Origin of the sequence: Paenibacillus sp. Marseille-Q4541 (assembly GCF_018310695.1) — a bacterium.
In the GTDB taxonomy this organism is placed as follows: domain Bacteria; phylum Bacillota; class Bacilli; order Paenibacillales; family Paenibacillaceae; genus Paenibacillus.
This window is the reverse complement of sequence record NZ_JAGXCY010000011.1, coordinates 32,475-48,006: the sequence shown is the minus strand read 5'-3', so window position 1 is coordinate 48,006 and position 15,532 is coordinate 32,475. Positions and strand designations below refer to the sequence as shown.

Here is a 15,532-nt window from a genome sequence, read left to right as displayed (position 1 = left end):
TGGATTCAAGATTAGTTACGTAGCGGTTTACCTTTGGACAACATGTGCTGCATGCGCTGCTGTGTTTTCACTTCTCCAAGTAGACTCAGGAAAGCTTCACGTTCCAGATCAAGCAAGTATTGTTCACTGACGACCGTTCCTGGTGCCACATCTCCTCCTGTCAGGATGTTCGCTAATTTCTTCGCTATCAAATAATCATGGTCACTAATGTACCCGCTATTTTTTAATCCAAGTGCTCCCATTTGCAGAACCGCGCGGCCGTCTCTTCCAGCCACTCTTGCTTTACCAGATACTTTAGGCTGGTACCCTGCTCGTTCCATTTCAAGTACCGCTTGTTTCGCTTCATAAATTCGGAAATCTTGATTCATGACGACGCTATCCTGACTTCGTCCATACATACGTAGTGCTTCATGACCGCTGGTCGATGTTTTGGCCATCGCAATCATTTCGAAGATACGGTTCAGTTCAGGTTGTAGATCTGCATCAGGACTGAGCCGGTCGCTTGTCATAAGTGCTAGTTCTTTACAACCTCCACCCGCTGGGATCAAGCCTACACCCGTCTCAACCAATCCAAAATAAGATTCTGCCGAGAAAATAATACGATCTGCTGGTAGACAAGCTTCTACTCCGCCTCCAAGCGTCATTCGGTGAGGAGCTGCCACTACTGGTTTCTCAAGACCTTTTAGCTTCATCATGCTGCCTTGGAATAAACGAATGATATCGTCCACTTCATCCCAGTCTCCACTTTGCGCTTCCATCAGCATGAGCATGAGATTTGCACCCACACAGAAATTACGTCCTTCATTCGCAATCACAAGACCACGATAATTGGCTCTCACTTCCTCAGCACTTTGCTGGATCATCACGAGAATATCTGCACCAATCGCATTATTCGGTGAAGTAAACTCTAAGCAAGCGACATCATCGCTAAGATCAATGAGGTTCGCACCTGAGTTTTGGCGGATGATTTTATTCTGAGCTTTCAAGCTTTGAAGTGAAATCAATTCAGGCTGAGTTTCAACTTCTTTGTAAGCTCCTTTGAAGAAATGAAGTACGGCTCCCTCTTTTTGTTGGTAGAATGACTTGTTACCAGCGGCGATCCAATCTTTAACCCAAGCAGGTACGACAAGGCCCTCTGCTTCCATCCGCTGAACCGACTCTGGCAGACCGATCAGATCCCATGTTTCGAATGGTCCCATTTCCCAGTTAAATCCCCATTTCATCGCGTTATCGATGTCTTCAATAGAATCTGCGATTTCACTGAGCTTGTCGGCAGAATAGATCAAAACTTGTTTCAATACGTTCCACGCCAGTTCCGAATAGCGGTCCTTTGTGCCGAGGAATGCTTTTATTTTCTTCCTTGAACCTTTCACTGCTTTCGCAGCTTCAAGAGAAGCTGACCTTACTTTTGCGCTTGGATTGTAGTCCATCGTAGAAAGATCCAGGGAGAGTATTTTGCTTCCTTGATCCCCTTTGACCTTCTTATAGAAACCTTGACCACCCTTTTCTCCAATCCACCCTTTGGATACAAGTTCGTTCAGTACATCCGGCACGGAGAAAATATCTTTCTCGAGTCCGTCCGGTACGGAATCGTATACGTTCTGGGCGACATGAACAAAAGTATCAATCCCTACAAGATCCAGCGTTCGGAAGGTGGCGCTCTTTGGTCTGCCCAAGACAGGACCTGTTGCTGCATCCACTTCTTCCACGGTGTAGTTGTTCTCTTTCATTTCATGTAAAGTAACGAGCAGTCCATAAGTGCCAATACGGTTGGATATAAAATTAGGGGTATCTTTCGCGAGAACGACCCCTTTTCCAAGACGTTTCGAACAGAAATTCACCATAAACTCACTGATCTCCGGATCTGTATCGAACCCCGGAATGACCTCCAAGAGCTTCATATGTCTAGGGGGGTTAAAAAAATGGGTTCCAATAAAATTCCTGCGGAAACTTTCGCTACAATCCTCCACCATAGCGTTTACCGAGATCCCGGAAGTGTTGGTACTAACGATCGTTCCTTCTTTTACAACTCCCTCGATCTGTTTCAGAATCGATTTCTTTATATCGAGCTTTTCCGTCACCACTTCGATAATCCAGTCCACGTCTTTAAGTAGATGGAAATGATCTTCCGTATTTCCTGGTGTAATTCGGTTTACAAAATCAGCTACGTAAAGCGGAGCCGAACTTGATTTTGGAAGAGCTGCAATTGCTTTTGTTGCCAGTTTATTTCTAAACTTAGGATCCGTAAGGCTTAAACCTGCTTTTTCATCCTCTGGGCTTAGTGATTTCGGAACCATATCAAGCAGCAAACAAGGAATTCCTGCATTGGCGAGATGGGCTGCAATTCCCGACCCCATGACACCAGAGCCAATAACGGCGGCTTTTGAAATCGTTCTAGAAGCAGTTTTGTGAGCGAAAACTTGCGCTAACGTTTTGTTCATTTAACAACGACCTCCTGTACGTGGATTTCCTTCATTCCGAATACGGACTCTTCCAAAATCTCTGCAATATCCCGGGTTTTCACCTGCTCTTCTACTTCCTTCAGCTTTGTGCCATCTTCAAGCATTGTCAGGCAGTAAGGACAAGCGGAACTGATCATCGTCGGTGATACCGCCAGCGCTTGTTCTGTACGAGCCAGATTCACCCGTTTCCCTTCATCCTCTTCCATCCACATCTGCCCGCCTCCGGCACCGCAACACATTCCATTTTCTCGCGTTCGATCCATCTCGAGCAGCGTTACCCCTGGAATGGCTTTAAGAACATCACGAGGTTGATCGTAAACATCGTTGTAACGACCAAGATAACAAGAGTCGTGATACGTAATTTTTTCGTCAACTGCATGTCTCGGTGATAGTCGTCCTTCTTTTACAAGTTGGTCTAGCAGCTGTGTGTGATGAAGGACTTCCGCCTTCAGTCCAAATTCAGGATATTCATTTTTGAAAATATTGAATGTATGTGGACAAGCAGTGACGATTTTATGGGCACCATATTTTTCAAATGTCTCGATATTCTCTGTACAAAGTTGCTGGAACAGAAACTCGTTACCCATGCGGCGTGGTGTGTCGCCTGAATTTTTTTCTTCGTTGCCCAGAATAGCGAAGTTCACTCCTGCTTCATTCATTAAACGAATGAAAGCACGCGTAATTTTACGGCTGCGATTATCGTATGAACCCATGGAGCCAACAAAAAACAAGTAGTCAAACTTCGGATTCTCTTTTACGGTTGGAATCTGTAGATTCAGTGTTCCTTCCGGGTCTATTTCCTTCACCCATTTACTGCGTTCAGACCGGCTAATACCCCATGGGTTACCTTGACGCTCAATGTTCTGCATCGCACGTTGCCCTTCTTGCGGCACACTGCCTTCCATTAGCACCAAGTGTCTTCTTAAATCCACGATTTTGTCTACGTGTTCATTATCCACAGGGCATTGATCTTCACAGTTACGGCAAGTCGTACAAGCCCAGATCTCTTCTTCTGTCATAACACCGCCGATGAGCTGTACATCCTTCACGTTCACGCCTTCAACCTGGTGCCAGGCTTTCTTCTGAACTGCCATCGTGGGACGAATGTCTGTGATCCCTTCACCCTTCCACTCCGTGAGTGCGTGCTCTGTATCACCCATGGTATAAACACCGGAGTACCCAAATACGCCAGCTGGAATCCAAGGTGATTTCGAAGTTAATAGCGCTCCTTTTTCTGTCAAATGATCTCTTAGTTTTACGATCATATGCATCGGGGACAGAATCTTTCCCGTACTTGAAGCGGGACATACATTCGTACAGCGTCCACATTCTACACATGCATAGAAATCAAGCATTTGTTTCTGAGTGAAATCTTCTATTTTGCCTACACCGTAGGATTCAGCCTCTTCATCTTCAAGATCCAATTTGGACAATTTACCGGGAGGATCTGTTCTGCGAAGAAGAATGTTGATCGGTGCTGTAATTAAGTGAAAGTGTTTCGATTGGGGAACATAGATCAGGAATGACAGCAAGATGATCAGATGGAGCCACCAAAATACATAATATAGTGTGTTTACTGCCAGCTCAGGCATCCAGCTTAAACCAGCAGCTAGGCTCGATGAAATCGGTGCCAATGGAGATGATACCAAGCCTTCTCTTAATCTCTCGAATGCCATGGTAAACAGCACGGATATCATAAGTGTAGTAATGAAGATCACGACAATACTCGGTTTAATCCCTCGTTTTAAACGATCCAGCTTCTCACCATATCTGCGGAATGCCGCATAACCGATCGCCAGAAGAATCAGTACAACGGTAATCTCCTGCATGAGGATAAACCCCTCATAACCAGGAATCGGAAGTCCATGACCACTTATCCCTTTCCAGATAATATCAAGTGCACCAAATTGCAAGATGATAAAACCGTAAAATACTACAAAATGCATTATGCCGCTCTTTGGATCTTTAAACAGTTTCGTTTGACCAAATACCTGAATTGCAAAGGTACGTAAACGTTCGTTCAAATCTTTCTTAAGGTCAGCCGGCCTTCCTAAACGAATGTACAGATACCGGTGATACACGACTTTTATGAACATATATACCGCTAGACCTGTAACGAGGAAAAAGAGCAGCGCATTTATGATTTGCAAGATCATCCTCATCAGCCCCTTGTGTAATCAATCTTTACCTTGAACCTTTATGCGTTAGTTCCTTACCTATTGCCTCTCACTCCCTTCATTACCTCATCAAAGCCAGTACCAGGGGATTATATGAAGCGCTTACATTACATATATAAAATAGAGACCTTCATACACCACTTGCCCCAAAACAACCTAGGAACTGTCAAATACTCTGGATGATGAACGTCTCTATTATTTGTAATGTATAATTGCTTCAACATTTTCGTAAAACTTGTTAACCCATCGTTGACAATGACTATAACGTATTTTATGATGGTACCAAGAACTGAATGAGTATTCATTCATAAATTTAACTGTATTTTAACATCGGGGTGAAGATATGACAAGTAAAAAAACAGAAAAATATCATCTCATCCTTCAGGGCGCACTCAAGGTATTCGCCGAAAACGGCTATCACCGTTCGCAAGTTTCTAAAATTGCCAAGGCAGCTGGCGTAGCTGACGGAACGATCTATTTGTACTTTAAAAGAAAGGAGGATATTCTGATTCATCTGTTTCAGGAGAAGCTTGGGGAACTCGTAAGTAAGTTTCATGAAAGCGTAGCCGGAACTACAGATGCTGTAGAAGCACTTCGAATGGTATGTACCATTCATTACACGGAGCTTGAGAAGAATCCGGAGCTTGCTTATGTGACTCAGATTGAAATGCGACAAAGTGATCTCGAGCTTCGCAAAGAAATAGGAATTACGCTTAAACCTTACATTGAGCTTATCGAGAATATTCTTCTACAAGGGATTGAAAATGGGCAGTTCAGATCTAATCTTAATGTGAAACTTGTGCGAAATCTCATTTTCGGATCTATGGACGAAGCCGTAACTTCTTGGCTTATCTCAGGTCAGAAGTACTCCTTACGTGATCAGGTCGATGAAACACTTCAGTTTTTTATTAACGGAGTTTCCAAGTAGAGATGTTCTACATCTCTATTATCATCATATAAAAAACTCACAAGCATTCATTTTGAAGGGAGAGCGTAAACGATGAAAATTGTAGTGCTCATGAAACAAACTTTTGATACTGAGGAAAAAATCGTAGTGGAAAATGGCACGATCGCTGAAGATGGAGTCAAGTTTGTCATTAACCCTTATGATGAATATGCTGTGGAGGAAGCCGTCAAACTTCGAGATGAACTTGGCGGCAGCGTTACCCTCCTATCCGTAGGTCCAGACCGAACGGCAGAAGCACTTCGTACAGCACTAGCTATGGGTGCAGATGATGCAGTCTTAATCTCAGATGACCGGATTCCAGATGATGAATATGCAGTGTCAAACGTCCTATACGCCTACCTTTCGAAAGAAAATCCAGATCTGATTCTAGGAGGTAATTTCTCTGTCGACCGCGGATCAGGTCAGGTTGCTATTCGGCTCGCCGGGCTACTGAATATCCCTCATACCGGATCGATTACAAAACTGACAATTAACGGTACCGAAGCGGAAGTTCACCGTGATGCAGAAGGAGATCTTGAAATATTGACTGTATCTTTGCCCGCAATCTTTACTGCACAACAAGGACTAAACGAACCTCGTTACCCTTCCTTACCCGGAATTATGAAAGCAAAGAAGAAGCCTTTTAAAACATACATGCTTGAAGATTTAGATCTAACAGAAGACGACATGAAGCCTGCGACGAAACAAAAAGAACTGACTCTTCCTCCTGAACGAAGTGCTGGACAAATTTTGAAAGGCGAACCCGCTGAAGTCGTATCTGAACTTGTATCCTTACTTCGGACCAAATCAAAAGTGATCTAATATTTGAATCCGCTTTCAAATAGGATGTTTATATAACTGTATGGCTAGTAGAATGTCCTACATGCGCTTTTTTTGCGAACTCGTTCCCTTGTTTGATCCATTCTATAATGACCCGGGAGGTTACGTTTATGAGCAGAGCAATATTAATCTATGCCGAGAACCGTGATGGTAAATTACGTCAAGTCGCTATGGAAACGCTAGGTGCAGCTCAGATCATTGCAAATGAAGGAGATAAAATCTATGCTTTCGTAACTGGTTCACAAATCACCGAGGCGGTATCCGCGATTCTCCCTTACGATGCCGATCAAGTTGTTGCAATGGAACATGCAGATCTTGAGCACTATAATCCGGACGCTTATCTAGCTGCCATGACTGCTGTACTCGATCAAATAAAACCGGATGTTGTGCTTTTTGGTCATACTGCCATCGGTCGGGATCTTGCCCCTCTTGTTGCAGCCTACCTACAGGCAGGACAAATTTCCGATGTTACGGCGATTGAAAAAGAAGATGGGGAGGCAACGTTTACTCGTCCTCTCTATGCAGGGAAAGCATTCGAGAAACGTGTATTCGAATCCACTCCCGCTGTAGTTACGATTCGTCCTAATAATATTAAACCTGCCGAAGCAAGTGAGACTCCTGCATCACCCAATGTTGAGGATATCGCTTATCCCGCTCCTTCTCTTCGTACCATTGTTAAGGATGTGGTGCGAAAAACGACAGGTAAAATAGATCTTACGGAAGCCAAGATTGTCATCTCAGGTGGCCGAGGGGTCAAAAGCGAAGATGGTTTCAAACCGCTTGAGGAACTTGCTGATTTGCTAGGAGGTGCAGTGGGTGCCTCCCGCGGAGCTTGCGATGCTGGATACTGCGATTATTCACTTCAAATCGGTCAAACCGGTAAAGTAGTTACTCCTGAAATCTATATTGCCTGCGGGATTAGCGGTGCGATTCAGCATTTAGCAGGCATGAGTCAATCTAGAGTCATTATCGCCATCAACAAAGATCCGGAAGCACCCATTTTTAAAGTAGCAGACTATGGTATTGTCGGGGATCTGTTTGATATTGTCCCTCTTCTTACAGAGGAATTCCGTAAAGTATTAGTGTAATCAACTTTATATACCCATTATTATTAGGTCTACCTTTTTTCAATAAGGGTTAAAAAAAAGAACTCCCCCCTGCTTGCATCCTTATTGGATCATGCAGGTAGGTAGTTCTTTTTTATGGTCAAGATAATCGCGCTCATGTTTATTTACGCATGAACCGCTTCCAACCATGCTTTACTGATAAGTGCATGTCCTGCAGGTGTCGGATGTACTCCGTCTTCTGCCCAATAAGCAGGATCAACCTGGGTACTATTCGCAGCAAATAATCCGTCTAATGGAACATACCTTGTTTTAAATTCTCGAGCAAGTTCACGGATGACTTGGATTTTCGGGTCAAGGTCTTCTCTCCATTTTTTCCGGTCTTCTGGAACGGGGAGAACAAAAGGTTCGATTAGAACAATTTTGGCTTTGGTTTGTTCCTTGGTTTGAACAAGCAAATCACGGTATGTACGATAAAAATCTTCCGGCGAAGTATACTGACCTGAATCATAATGACGCCAAGTGTCATTAATACCGATATAGATGGACAACCAATCTGGCTGATGAGCAATACAATCTTGCTGCCATCTTTGCGCAAGATCCGTCACGCGGTGCCCATTGATGCCTCTATTCAACACCTTAACTTCTTGCTGAGGGTACCGCCTTCCAATTTCGGCAGCCGTCAGTAAGGCATAACCTCCGCCGAGACTCCATTTGTTCCCGTAATCTCTACCGCAATCCGTAATACTGTCTCCAATGAATAAAACCGTGTCCCCATGTTCGAATGGAATCGTCATAGGTTAACCCCCTTATCACATCAATTCACATTCATTATGATAACGCCAACAATAGGAATTGAAAATACTAATTTCAGTATAACAATTACTTATCCGCGTCTATTTTAATTAGAGTAGTTAATCCATCAGCGGTCCCGATAAGTAAGCTTTGTCCGTTGCTCAGAGGTTGCACCTTTACCCCTGCATCGTAATTGGCCCGATGAATAGATTTCGTCCATTTTGTATTCCCATGAGAATCTAATTTCCAGACCCACTGGGTAGCTACAGTACCGTGCCAATCTTCATTTACTTTACCTGTAGCAATATAACCACCATCTGGAGTATGCTGAATATCATTTAACATACTTCTATCCAAAGCGGGGTCCGGGGTTTTTATCCATTGCTTCGCCCCTTCTGCATCAACAGCTAACACAAAACCCGTAGTTAAATAACGGTAACCTCCATCCGAGTTCGGATGATTATAATATCCAGAGGCTACGATTTGTCCGTCAATTCCCTCTGTAGTAGACAGAACCTTGATATTCTGAGAATCGTCTGCCGGAGTGAGGTATTGTTTCCATACTACGCTACCTGTGTGATCGTATTTAGCCAGATAGATGTTTTCTTCAGTTTGTCCTGAGCGATATACTTCTCCGGACAAGACAAACCCTCCATCTGAAGTAGGCTGAATGGATTGAATGTCATTGAATGATTCATCCTGCACCTCTATTCTTCGAGTCACTTCTCCAGTAGAGGATAATTGAATGATAGAAATTTGGTTCGTATTCGTTTGATTGTTATGGGCACTTGCTACTCCTACGAAACTCCCATCCAATAACTGATCGATAGAACGGATATACACCTCTTCTTCGTCCATTGCGTAGGTCCATTCTATCTCACCATTTTTTGTAACTTTATATATTTCATTTCCTCCAGCCAGTAAATATCCTTGATCTGCCGATTGAAGAACGTCTGATACATATTCTAGGGGCGCTGAAAAGTTACTTTCAAGTCTAATATGTCCATATGCACCAATGGTTTTGGTGACGATCTCATCTCCCTGTATCCCGGTAAAGGACATGCTGTCATTCCTATGTTCAAATATACTTCCTCCTGGGACATCCACTTGATTATAAGAGAGCATTTCAGGCGGTTTTTGCTCGGCAGCTTCTGCAGTAACTTCATAACTTGTCGGAAACAGCAGCATACAAATAGCCGTTGTCATCACGAAATTCCGTACAATTACTGTAGTTTTTGAACGTTTCTGCGTCTTAAAAAACATCACTTCATCTCCTGACTATATTTGAAATCAGTAACATTATGCATCTCATCTGAGGTGGGTACAAGTGGTAAAAGTCGTATCTATTGCTGAGGGATGCAGTCTGACGAACCAGTCTTAAGGGACTAACTGAAGCCAACAGAATACAGGTAAACTTCATTTGAAAAGCAAAAAGGAACCGCCTAAAAGGCGATTCCTTTTGTTTATTTTATATCTAGTTCAAGCAATACCGGGCAGTGGTCACTTCCAAGAACATGACAATCTGCCGATGCATCACTCAGCAGTGGAGTCAGTCTCTCTGACGCCAAGAAATAATCGATACGCCAGCCAATATTCCGTTCTCTTACTTTGGCCATATAAGACCACCAGGTATATACGTCCGTCTTATCAGGATAGAAATAACGGAAAGTATCAACAAACCCCGAACCTAGTAACATCGACATTTTCTCCCGTTCCTCTTCTGTAAAACCGGAGTTTCCCCGATTGCTTTTCGCATTCTTCAAATCGATCTCTTGATGAGCTACATTCATGTCCCCGCAGACGATAACAGGCTTCTTCTGATCGAGTTCCACAATATATGCGCGGAATTGTTCTTCCCACTCCAGCCGCAGGTCCAGTCTCGAAAGATCTCTTCGAGCATTCGGTGTATACACGTTAACCAGATAAAAATGTTCAAACTCTAACGTAATCATTCTACCTTCTGCGTCCGGATCTTCTTCGCTCATGCCATATTGGACTGAAAGCGGAGGAATTCGAGTGAATACTGCAGTTCCGGAGTACCCCTTTTTCTCCGCATAACTCCAGTAATCCTGATACCCATCCCCAAGCTCCAGTTCAATCTGTCCTTCTTGAAGTTTGGTCTCTTGAAGACAGAAAATGTCTGCATCCATTTCATGAAAATAATCCATAAATCCTTTTTTGACACAGGCTCTAAGCCCGTTTACGTTCCATGATACCAGTTTCATAACGCTCTCCTTGATGTGTGTACTTCCCTACTATTCTAGCAAAATATTTGTGCTGCGTCCTTCATGGAGTGCAGGGTTACAAAGCGGTTGTTCCATACATTTTCATGGTGCTTGATGATCATTTCTGCATCCATAATAGAACTGCTTAACGTACTATGCGCATCTCTAAATGCAATATTGTTTTGATATCCGAGGCTATAGGCCATTCGAATCGTTGTATCCAGGCAAAATTCAGTCTGCGCCCCAGCAAAAATCAATTGCTCTATTCCTTTTTCTTGCAAGTAGGACAACAAATCCGTTTTGTAAAAAGCATCCCATTTGGTTTTCTGGAATACCGGATCTTCTTCTATTCTATCGAGTCCGCTATAAAGCTTCCAGTCTTCTTTCCCTTTAAATAGTTCATTCTCTTCTTTAAGGTCGGTATGTTGAACAAAAATGACAGGGACCTTCTGCTGTCTTGCGTAACCAATAAGTTCATTTACATGAGATACGAGCGACACATGCTGATGCAAATGATATTCTTCATGCCGGAAAAATATTTCTTGCAAATCAATAATAATGAGTGCCTGGTTTCCCTTTTTCATTATTCTCACTCTCCCATTTACGAACGTATTGAACTACTTTTACAAAAAGAACCCCCTGTCGCGTATTAAGGCGATATGGAGGTTCTTTTATGTGAACAGTCTATGCTCTCTCAGGCATTTCTTAGAAACGACTACTCTTCAAACTCAACGTTGTGATACACCTGCTGCACATCTTCTAGATCTTCAAGCACATCAATCAGTTTCTCAAACTGAGCAAGTGCGTCACCTTCTAATGAAACAAAGGTTTGCGGAAGCATCGTAAGCTCGGCAACGGTAAATTCAGTAACACCTGCATTTTTGAAAGCATCTTGTACGACATGGAATTGATCCGGCTCTGCGTATACGATCACTGCATCGTCTTCTTCCACAATATCACGTACATCAAGTTCTGCTTCCATCAGAAGTTCAAGAACTTCTTCCGCTGTTTTTCCTTCTACACCGATAACAGCTGTGGAATCAAACATGTAATTAACGGAACCACTCACGCCGAGGTTTCCGCCATTTTTACTGAATGTGGAACGCACTTCGGAAGCTGTCCGATTCACATTGTTCGTGAGGGCATCCACAATAACCATGGAACCGTTAGGCCCAAAACCTTCATAACGAAGCTCGTCAAAGTTTTCTTCGGAACCGCCTTTTGCTTTTTCCAGTGCGCGGTCGATGATTGCTTTCGGTACGTTATAAGTTTTGGCACGCTCAAGTACTACTTTCAGTGCACGGTTAGACTCTGGATCAGGTTCTCCCTGACGAGCTACTACATATATTTCACGTCCAAATTTGGCATAGACCCGGCTAGTACTCGCGTCCTTGTTTGCCTTTTTCTCTTTGATGTTATTCCACTTACGACCCATAATATATCGCTCTCTTTCACATAGAATCAGGCTTAATCCTTTCTATTATAGCTTTTATGGAATGAGTTGAAAAGTTAACAGATCACTTTTATTGCGAAAGATATATGAATAAACACATAAGAACAAGGCCTACTTGATCTTGATTTGAAGATCTTTTTTCACATAACCAGGGTACTCAGACACCTTAAATGACAAGGGCTTCTCGTACTTTCCTTTGGGGATAGAAAAAGTCATTCCTGGCTCTCAGAATTAGGGGTCCCCGAAAGTTACAAACTAGCGTCAGCCATTGGGTATTCTTTACCTGTAGCATCTGTGAGCATGTTATCTTCATTAAATATTTGAACATAAGGGTTAAAATAAGGATATTTTGTATTCACATAAAGTCCTTTTGTACTTATGCTAATCTGAATTTGGTCTTCTCTTTCCTCCACCTTATCTAAGACAATGTGTGAGTCAAGAGTCTGTATGGTCTCCACCGTCTCCGTATTAAACGTAAATACCTGCTCTGGCTTGCTCATAAAGAATCCTTTAGCCTCTAAAGTCAGAGAATCCGTCTCCTTAAAATGCAATGCCGTATAATTTATGTTTATCTGCATCCATTCGTACCAAGAAAGCTTCTTCTGTCTTGCTCTAGCAGCCATTTCATGAAGATCCACTCATTCCATTCTCCTCTCTGCTATCCAAGAAGCGATTATTTCGAATCCAATAGAATTTTGACTTTTTCTTTCACATAACCGGGATACTCATTGATGGCAAAAGTCAGCGGCTGTTTATAGTTTTCTTTAGGAATCGAATAATATGACATTTGTTCTGCCTTGCTTCCTTCTAAATGATTCCATCCTGTTCCAAAGTCATTAAGTATTTTATATTCGTTATCCTCTGAATCTGTAAAAGTATACCTGCTATCTAGTAACATAAAACTCCTAGATTGATTAGGAACAGGAAGGTCAATCTCTTTTGTGAGAATACCGATTTCTATCTGATCATCCTTAACTAGGACCTCAGACAGGGTAATATTATCACTTGGTGTCTCCAAAGTTTCTTTCGTATCTGTATTCACAACTAATTTTGTATCCTTATCTGAGATATAGGCCCCCTCTGACACCAGATACACTGGCGAAGAATCATCAAAATAGGTGCTAAAAAATCGGGCAGTATATCCATCCGTTAAAGATACATCTCCGTATCCACCTTGCTCTGGATAAAATCTCCTTTCCTTATTCATCAGGGATAAGGAAATCATACCGTTGATCTTTCTTGTATTCAGCGGATCAGCTGTTAATTTTACATAAGCCGTAAGGGGAGTAATGACAACTTCATGGACCGTCAATTTTTGATCACCAATAGAAAAGGTTTGTTCAGGTTGGACCGTTTTTTTCATATGAGCATATCGATTTTGATCGTTTTGGATGGTCACATGAAGCTGTTTATCATCTATTTTGATGTTTAAGATTAATGTATCTGGGATGATTCCCTCTACACCTGCTTCAACTGTATGTATACTCGCGTTTGTCAACATTTTTTCTTTACTTTCCTTTTCATTTGTTCTTACTGGCAGCCATCCGTAACTGCTTAATGCAACTCCATTCCCATCAAGTATTTCCACTTCAAGTAAAGAATCTTTTCTACTTTCTTGATTAGGTATTTTTAATGTATATAAAATAACAGCTTTTTTTTCATCGGCAATGAGTCCATCTACCGTTAGTGAATAATCTACGTTGGTATCTGTGATGTTCACATCCTGCAATAAATCATGCTTCACCGCATTATACAGCGTGGGATCTCTGCGAATAAAATCGATGTAGCTTACTTTCCCTGACAATGTAGTCTGTAACATGCTTTCTTCGGATACTCCGTTCCTTTCCAATATGAGCAAAGCGAAAAGTAACACGGCCGTCGATCCAATAATATATAATACTCGCTTACTCCATTTCGGTTGAGGTGATTTTGTGTTACGATGTGGTGTTTTTGTATTCGTACGTTGACTTTTCGGGGATTCATCCGAATTTTTTTTCATCACTTTGGCTACATTTTGATCTTCTATATCGTCTTTCATGTGGGCTTCCCACCATTTCATAGTAAAAGTAATGAAGATATATAGTTAACACCTTGTAGCATGCTTTGGTTTGCTAAACTAAAAAAGAAAGAGGAACATCCATGCCACTCACCTTTGCTCATCCCGCAGCCGTGCTGCCATTTATCAAAACGAATACCTATTTCCACTTCACTGCACTCGTACTAGGTAGTATGGCTCCAGATTTCGAGTATTTTCTGAGAGGTAGACCTGCCGGGGAGATCGGTCATTCCTTACTTGGTTTTTTCATTTACAACCTCCCGCTGGTAGCCCTCATTTATATCGTATATCGTTATATTATTTTTGATCCGTTTTTCCAAAATCTTCCCCATCTTGTGCAGCCGGTTTTCACCGAGTCAGTAAAATCAAATAACGGAACTAGACAGACCTGGATATCGGTTATTGTCTTTCTTTATTCTGCGCTCCTTGGAATGATAACGCATGTAGTATGGGATTCCTTTACGCACAAGGGAGGTTTCATGGCAGTAAGATGGGGGATTTTGCAAGAAACAATATCCATATCCACTTTCGACATTCCTGTATATAAATTATTGCAACATGGCAGCACTTTGCTTGGATTATTTATTATATTCATCTGTTTCTTGACCCTCCTATGGAAAAAACGAAGTGGTAATTCACTCTCTATAGATGGGATAAACCTACGCTCTGGAAAATGGAAGTACTGGATATCCCTCATTCTTCTCATGATTTTGATCCTGTTCCTCTGGATGGTGATTGAACCGATTACCCTATCGGAATATGGAGTATTCGTCGTTCGAGTAATTGATTCAGGAATCCTCAGCGTATTATTTGTATCTGTAACCTTTCAGTTATGTTCACGTTTTTCTACCTCGAATAGGCAATAACTCATACAAAAAAAGGAAAATAGTCACATATCACTTAATAGGAATTTATGGTAAATTTTTCAATGTCTTATCACTAGAACATTGGAGGTATGTAAAAGTGAACAAATGGTTTGAAGTAAAAAAGAAAAAAGGATTAACCTTTGCTCTTGCCTTAACGATGGCACTCAGCATTCCATTCTCAACTGCACTAGCAAGTGAAAGTGTGCCTAATGAAGACGTGACGAGTGAAAATGTAGCAACTCCGGGTGTGGCTACGAACGGTGTGGTTTCACCTTTGGGAGCGGGGGAATGGGATTACTTGGGATCGTCCACCTTCACTACTTCCAGTGCAATTGCTAATTCCAGCGGAGGGGACTTCTTGGTTTGCCTTAATTCTGGACCATCAGGCTATTATAATTTGTATGAATATGATCCTAGCAACGCAGATGATCGGGTTGGCTATGTATATTTAACTGCTGGTGATTGCGGAGCCTTCCGCAGCATTGGCGGATTCGTTGATGGTGACAACAAGAAAGCTGAATTTTATGTATATAAAGCATTTGGAGGATCTGCGACCGTTTCTTTCTATGATTGATATCATAATGTAACGTAAATAGCCGTAAGACGGATATACCTTTAGAAACAATCCTCCCGTCTTACGGCTGTTTA

14 protein-coding genes are annotated in these 15,532 nt (G+C 42.2%); 5 read left to right on the top strand and 9 right to left on the bottom strand.

Features of this window, described 5'->3' with window-relative positions; all coding sequences use genetic code 11:
- Positions 1 to 11: 11 nt before the first annotated feature.
- Positions 12 to 2,441 carry a 3-hydroxyacyl-CoA dehydrogenase/enoyl-CoA hydratase family protein gene (locus KFT32_RS13520; protein ID WP_211747749.1) on the bottom strand — a complete coding sequence of 810 codons (2,430 nt, stop codon included), beginning with the start codon at positions 2,439 to 2,441 and terminating at the stop codon, positions 12 to 14.
- Positions 2,438 to 4,618 carry a (Fe-S)-binding protein gene (locus tag KFT32_RS13515; protein WP_211747748.1) on the bottom strand — a complete coding sequence of 727 codons (2,181 nt, stop codon included), beginning with the start codon at positions 4,616 to 4,618 and terminating at the stop codon, positions 2,438 to 2,440. The genes KFT32_RS13520 and KFT32_RS13515 overlap by 4 nt, the downstream gene beginning before the upstream one ends.
- 364 nt (positions 4,619 to 4,982) lie before the next feature.
- Between KFT32_RS13515 and KFT32_RS13510 the strand changes: the two genes are divergently transcribed.
- From KFT32_RS13510 to KFT32_RS13500, 3 genes are all read left to right on the top strand, one after another.
- Positions 4,983 to 5,567, top strand: a complete 585-nt coding sequence (locus tag KFT32_RS13510; RefSeq protein WP_211747747.1) for a TetR/AcrR family transcriptional regulator — start codon at positions 4,983 to 4,985, stop codon at positions 5,565 to 5,567.
- Between the two features lie 72 nt (positions 5,568 to 5,639).
- Positions 5,640 to 6,407, top strand: coding sequence for an electron transfer flavoprotein subunit beta/FixA family protein (locus KFT32_RS13505; protein WP_211747746.1), 768 nt, complete (start codon positions 5,640 to 5,642; stop codon positions 6,405 to 6,407).
- A 128-nt stretch (positions 6,408 to 6,535) separates the two neighbouring features.
- Complete coding sequence (locus KFT32_RS13500; RefSeq protein ID WP_211747745.1) at positions 6,536 to 7,513, top strand: electron transfer flavoprotein subunit alpha/FixB family protein; 978 nt, start codon at positions 6,536 to 6,538, stop codon at positions 7,511 to 7,513.
- 143 nt (positions 7,514 to 7,656) lie between these two features.
- Here KFT32_RS13500 and KFT32_RS13495 read toward each other — a convergent pair whose 3' ends face one another.
- From KFT32_RS13495 to KFT32_RS13465, 7 genes are all read right to left on the bottom strand, one after another.
- Positions 7,657 to 8,286, bottom strand: a complete 630-nt coding sequence (locus KFT32_RS13495; RefSeq protein WP_211747744.1) for an SGNH/GDSL hydrolase family protein — start codon at positions 8,284 to 8,286, stop codon at positions 7,657 to 7,659.
- An 85-nt stretch (positions 8,287 to 8,371) separates the two neighbouring features.
- Positions 8,372 to 9,547, bottom strand: coding sequence for a hypothetical protein (locus tag KFT32_RS13490; protein WP_211747743.1), 1,176 nt, complete (start codon positions 9,545 to 9,547; stop codon positions 8,372 to 8,374).
- Positions 9,548 to 9,747: 200 nt separating this feature from the next.
- Positions 9,748 to 10,509 (bottom strand): exodeoxyribonuclease III, encoded by a 762-nt coding sequence (locus KFT32_RS13485; RefSeq protein ID WP_211747742.1) that lies wholly within the window; start codon positions 10,507 to 10,509, stop codon positions 9,748 to 9,750.
- Positions 10,510 to 10,544: 35 nt separating this feature from the next.
- Positions 10,545 to 11,093, bottom strand: a complete 549-nt coding sequence (locus KFT32_RS13480; RefSeq protein ID WP_211747741.1) for a cysteine hydrolase family protein — start codon at positions 11,091 to 11,093, stop codon at positions 10,545 to 10,547.
- 131 nt (positions 11,094 to 11,224) lie between these two features.
- Positions 11,225 to 11,944 (bottom strand): YebC/PmpR family DNA-binding transcriptional regulator, encoded by a 720-nt coding sequence (locus tag KFT32_RS13475; protein ID WP_211747740.1) that lies wholly within the window; start codon positions 11,942 to 11,944, stop codon positions 11,225 to 11,227.
- Between the two features lie 266 nt (positions 11,945 to 12,210).
- A complete protein-coding gene (locus tag KFT32_RS13470) occupies positions 12,211 to 12,600 on the bottom strand; it encodes a hypothetical protein (RefSeq protein ID WP_211747739.1) in 390 nt (129 codons plus the stop codon).
- A 35-nt stretch (positions 12,601 to 12,635) separates the two neighbouring features.
- Positions 12,636 to 14,000, bottom strand: coding sequence for a DUF4179 domain-containing protein (locus KFT32_RS13465; protein WP_211747738.1), 1,365 nt, complete (start codon positions 13,998 to 14,000; stop codon positions 12,636 to 12,638).
- A gap of 101 nt (positions 14,001 to 14,101) precedes the next feature.
- Here KFT32_RS13465 and KFT32_RS13460 point away from each other — a divergent pair, with 101 nt between their 5' ends.
- Both KFT32_RS13460 and KFT32_RS13455 read left to right on the top strand, forming a co-directional pair.
- The gene (locus KFT32_RS13460) at positions 14,102 to 14,884 is read left to right on the top strand and encodes a DUF4184 family protein (RefSeq protein ID WP_211747737.1); all 783 of its coding nucleotides are present in this window, start codon (positions 14,102 to 14,104) and stop codon (positions 14,882 to 14,884) included.
- A gap of 97 nt (positions 14,885 to 14,981) precedes the next feature.
- Positions 14,982 to 15,458, top strand: coding sequence for a hypothetical protein (locus KFT32_RS13455; RefSeq protein ID WP_349304908.1), 477 nt, complete (start codon positions 14,982 to 14,984; stop codon positions 15,456 to 15,458).
- Positions 15,459 to 15,532: the final 74 nt, after the last annotated feature.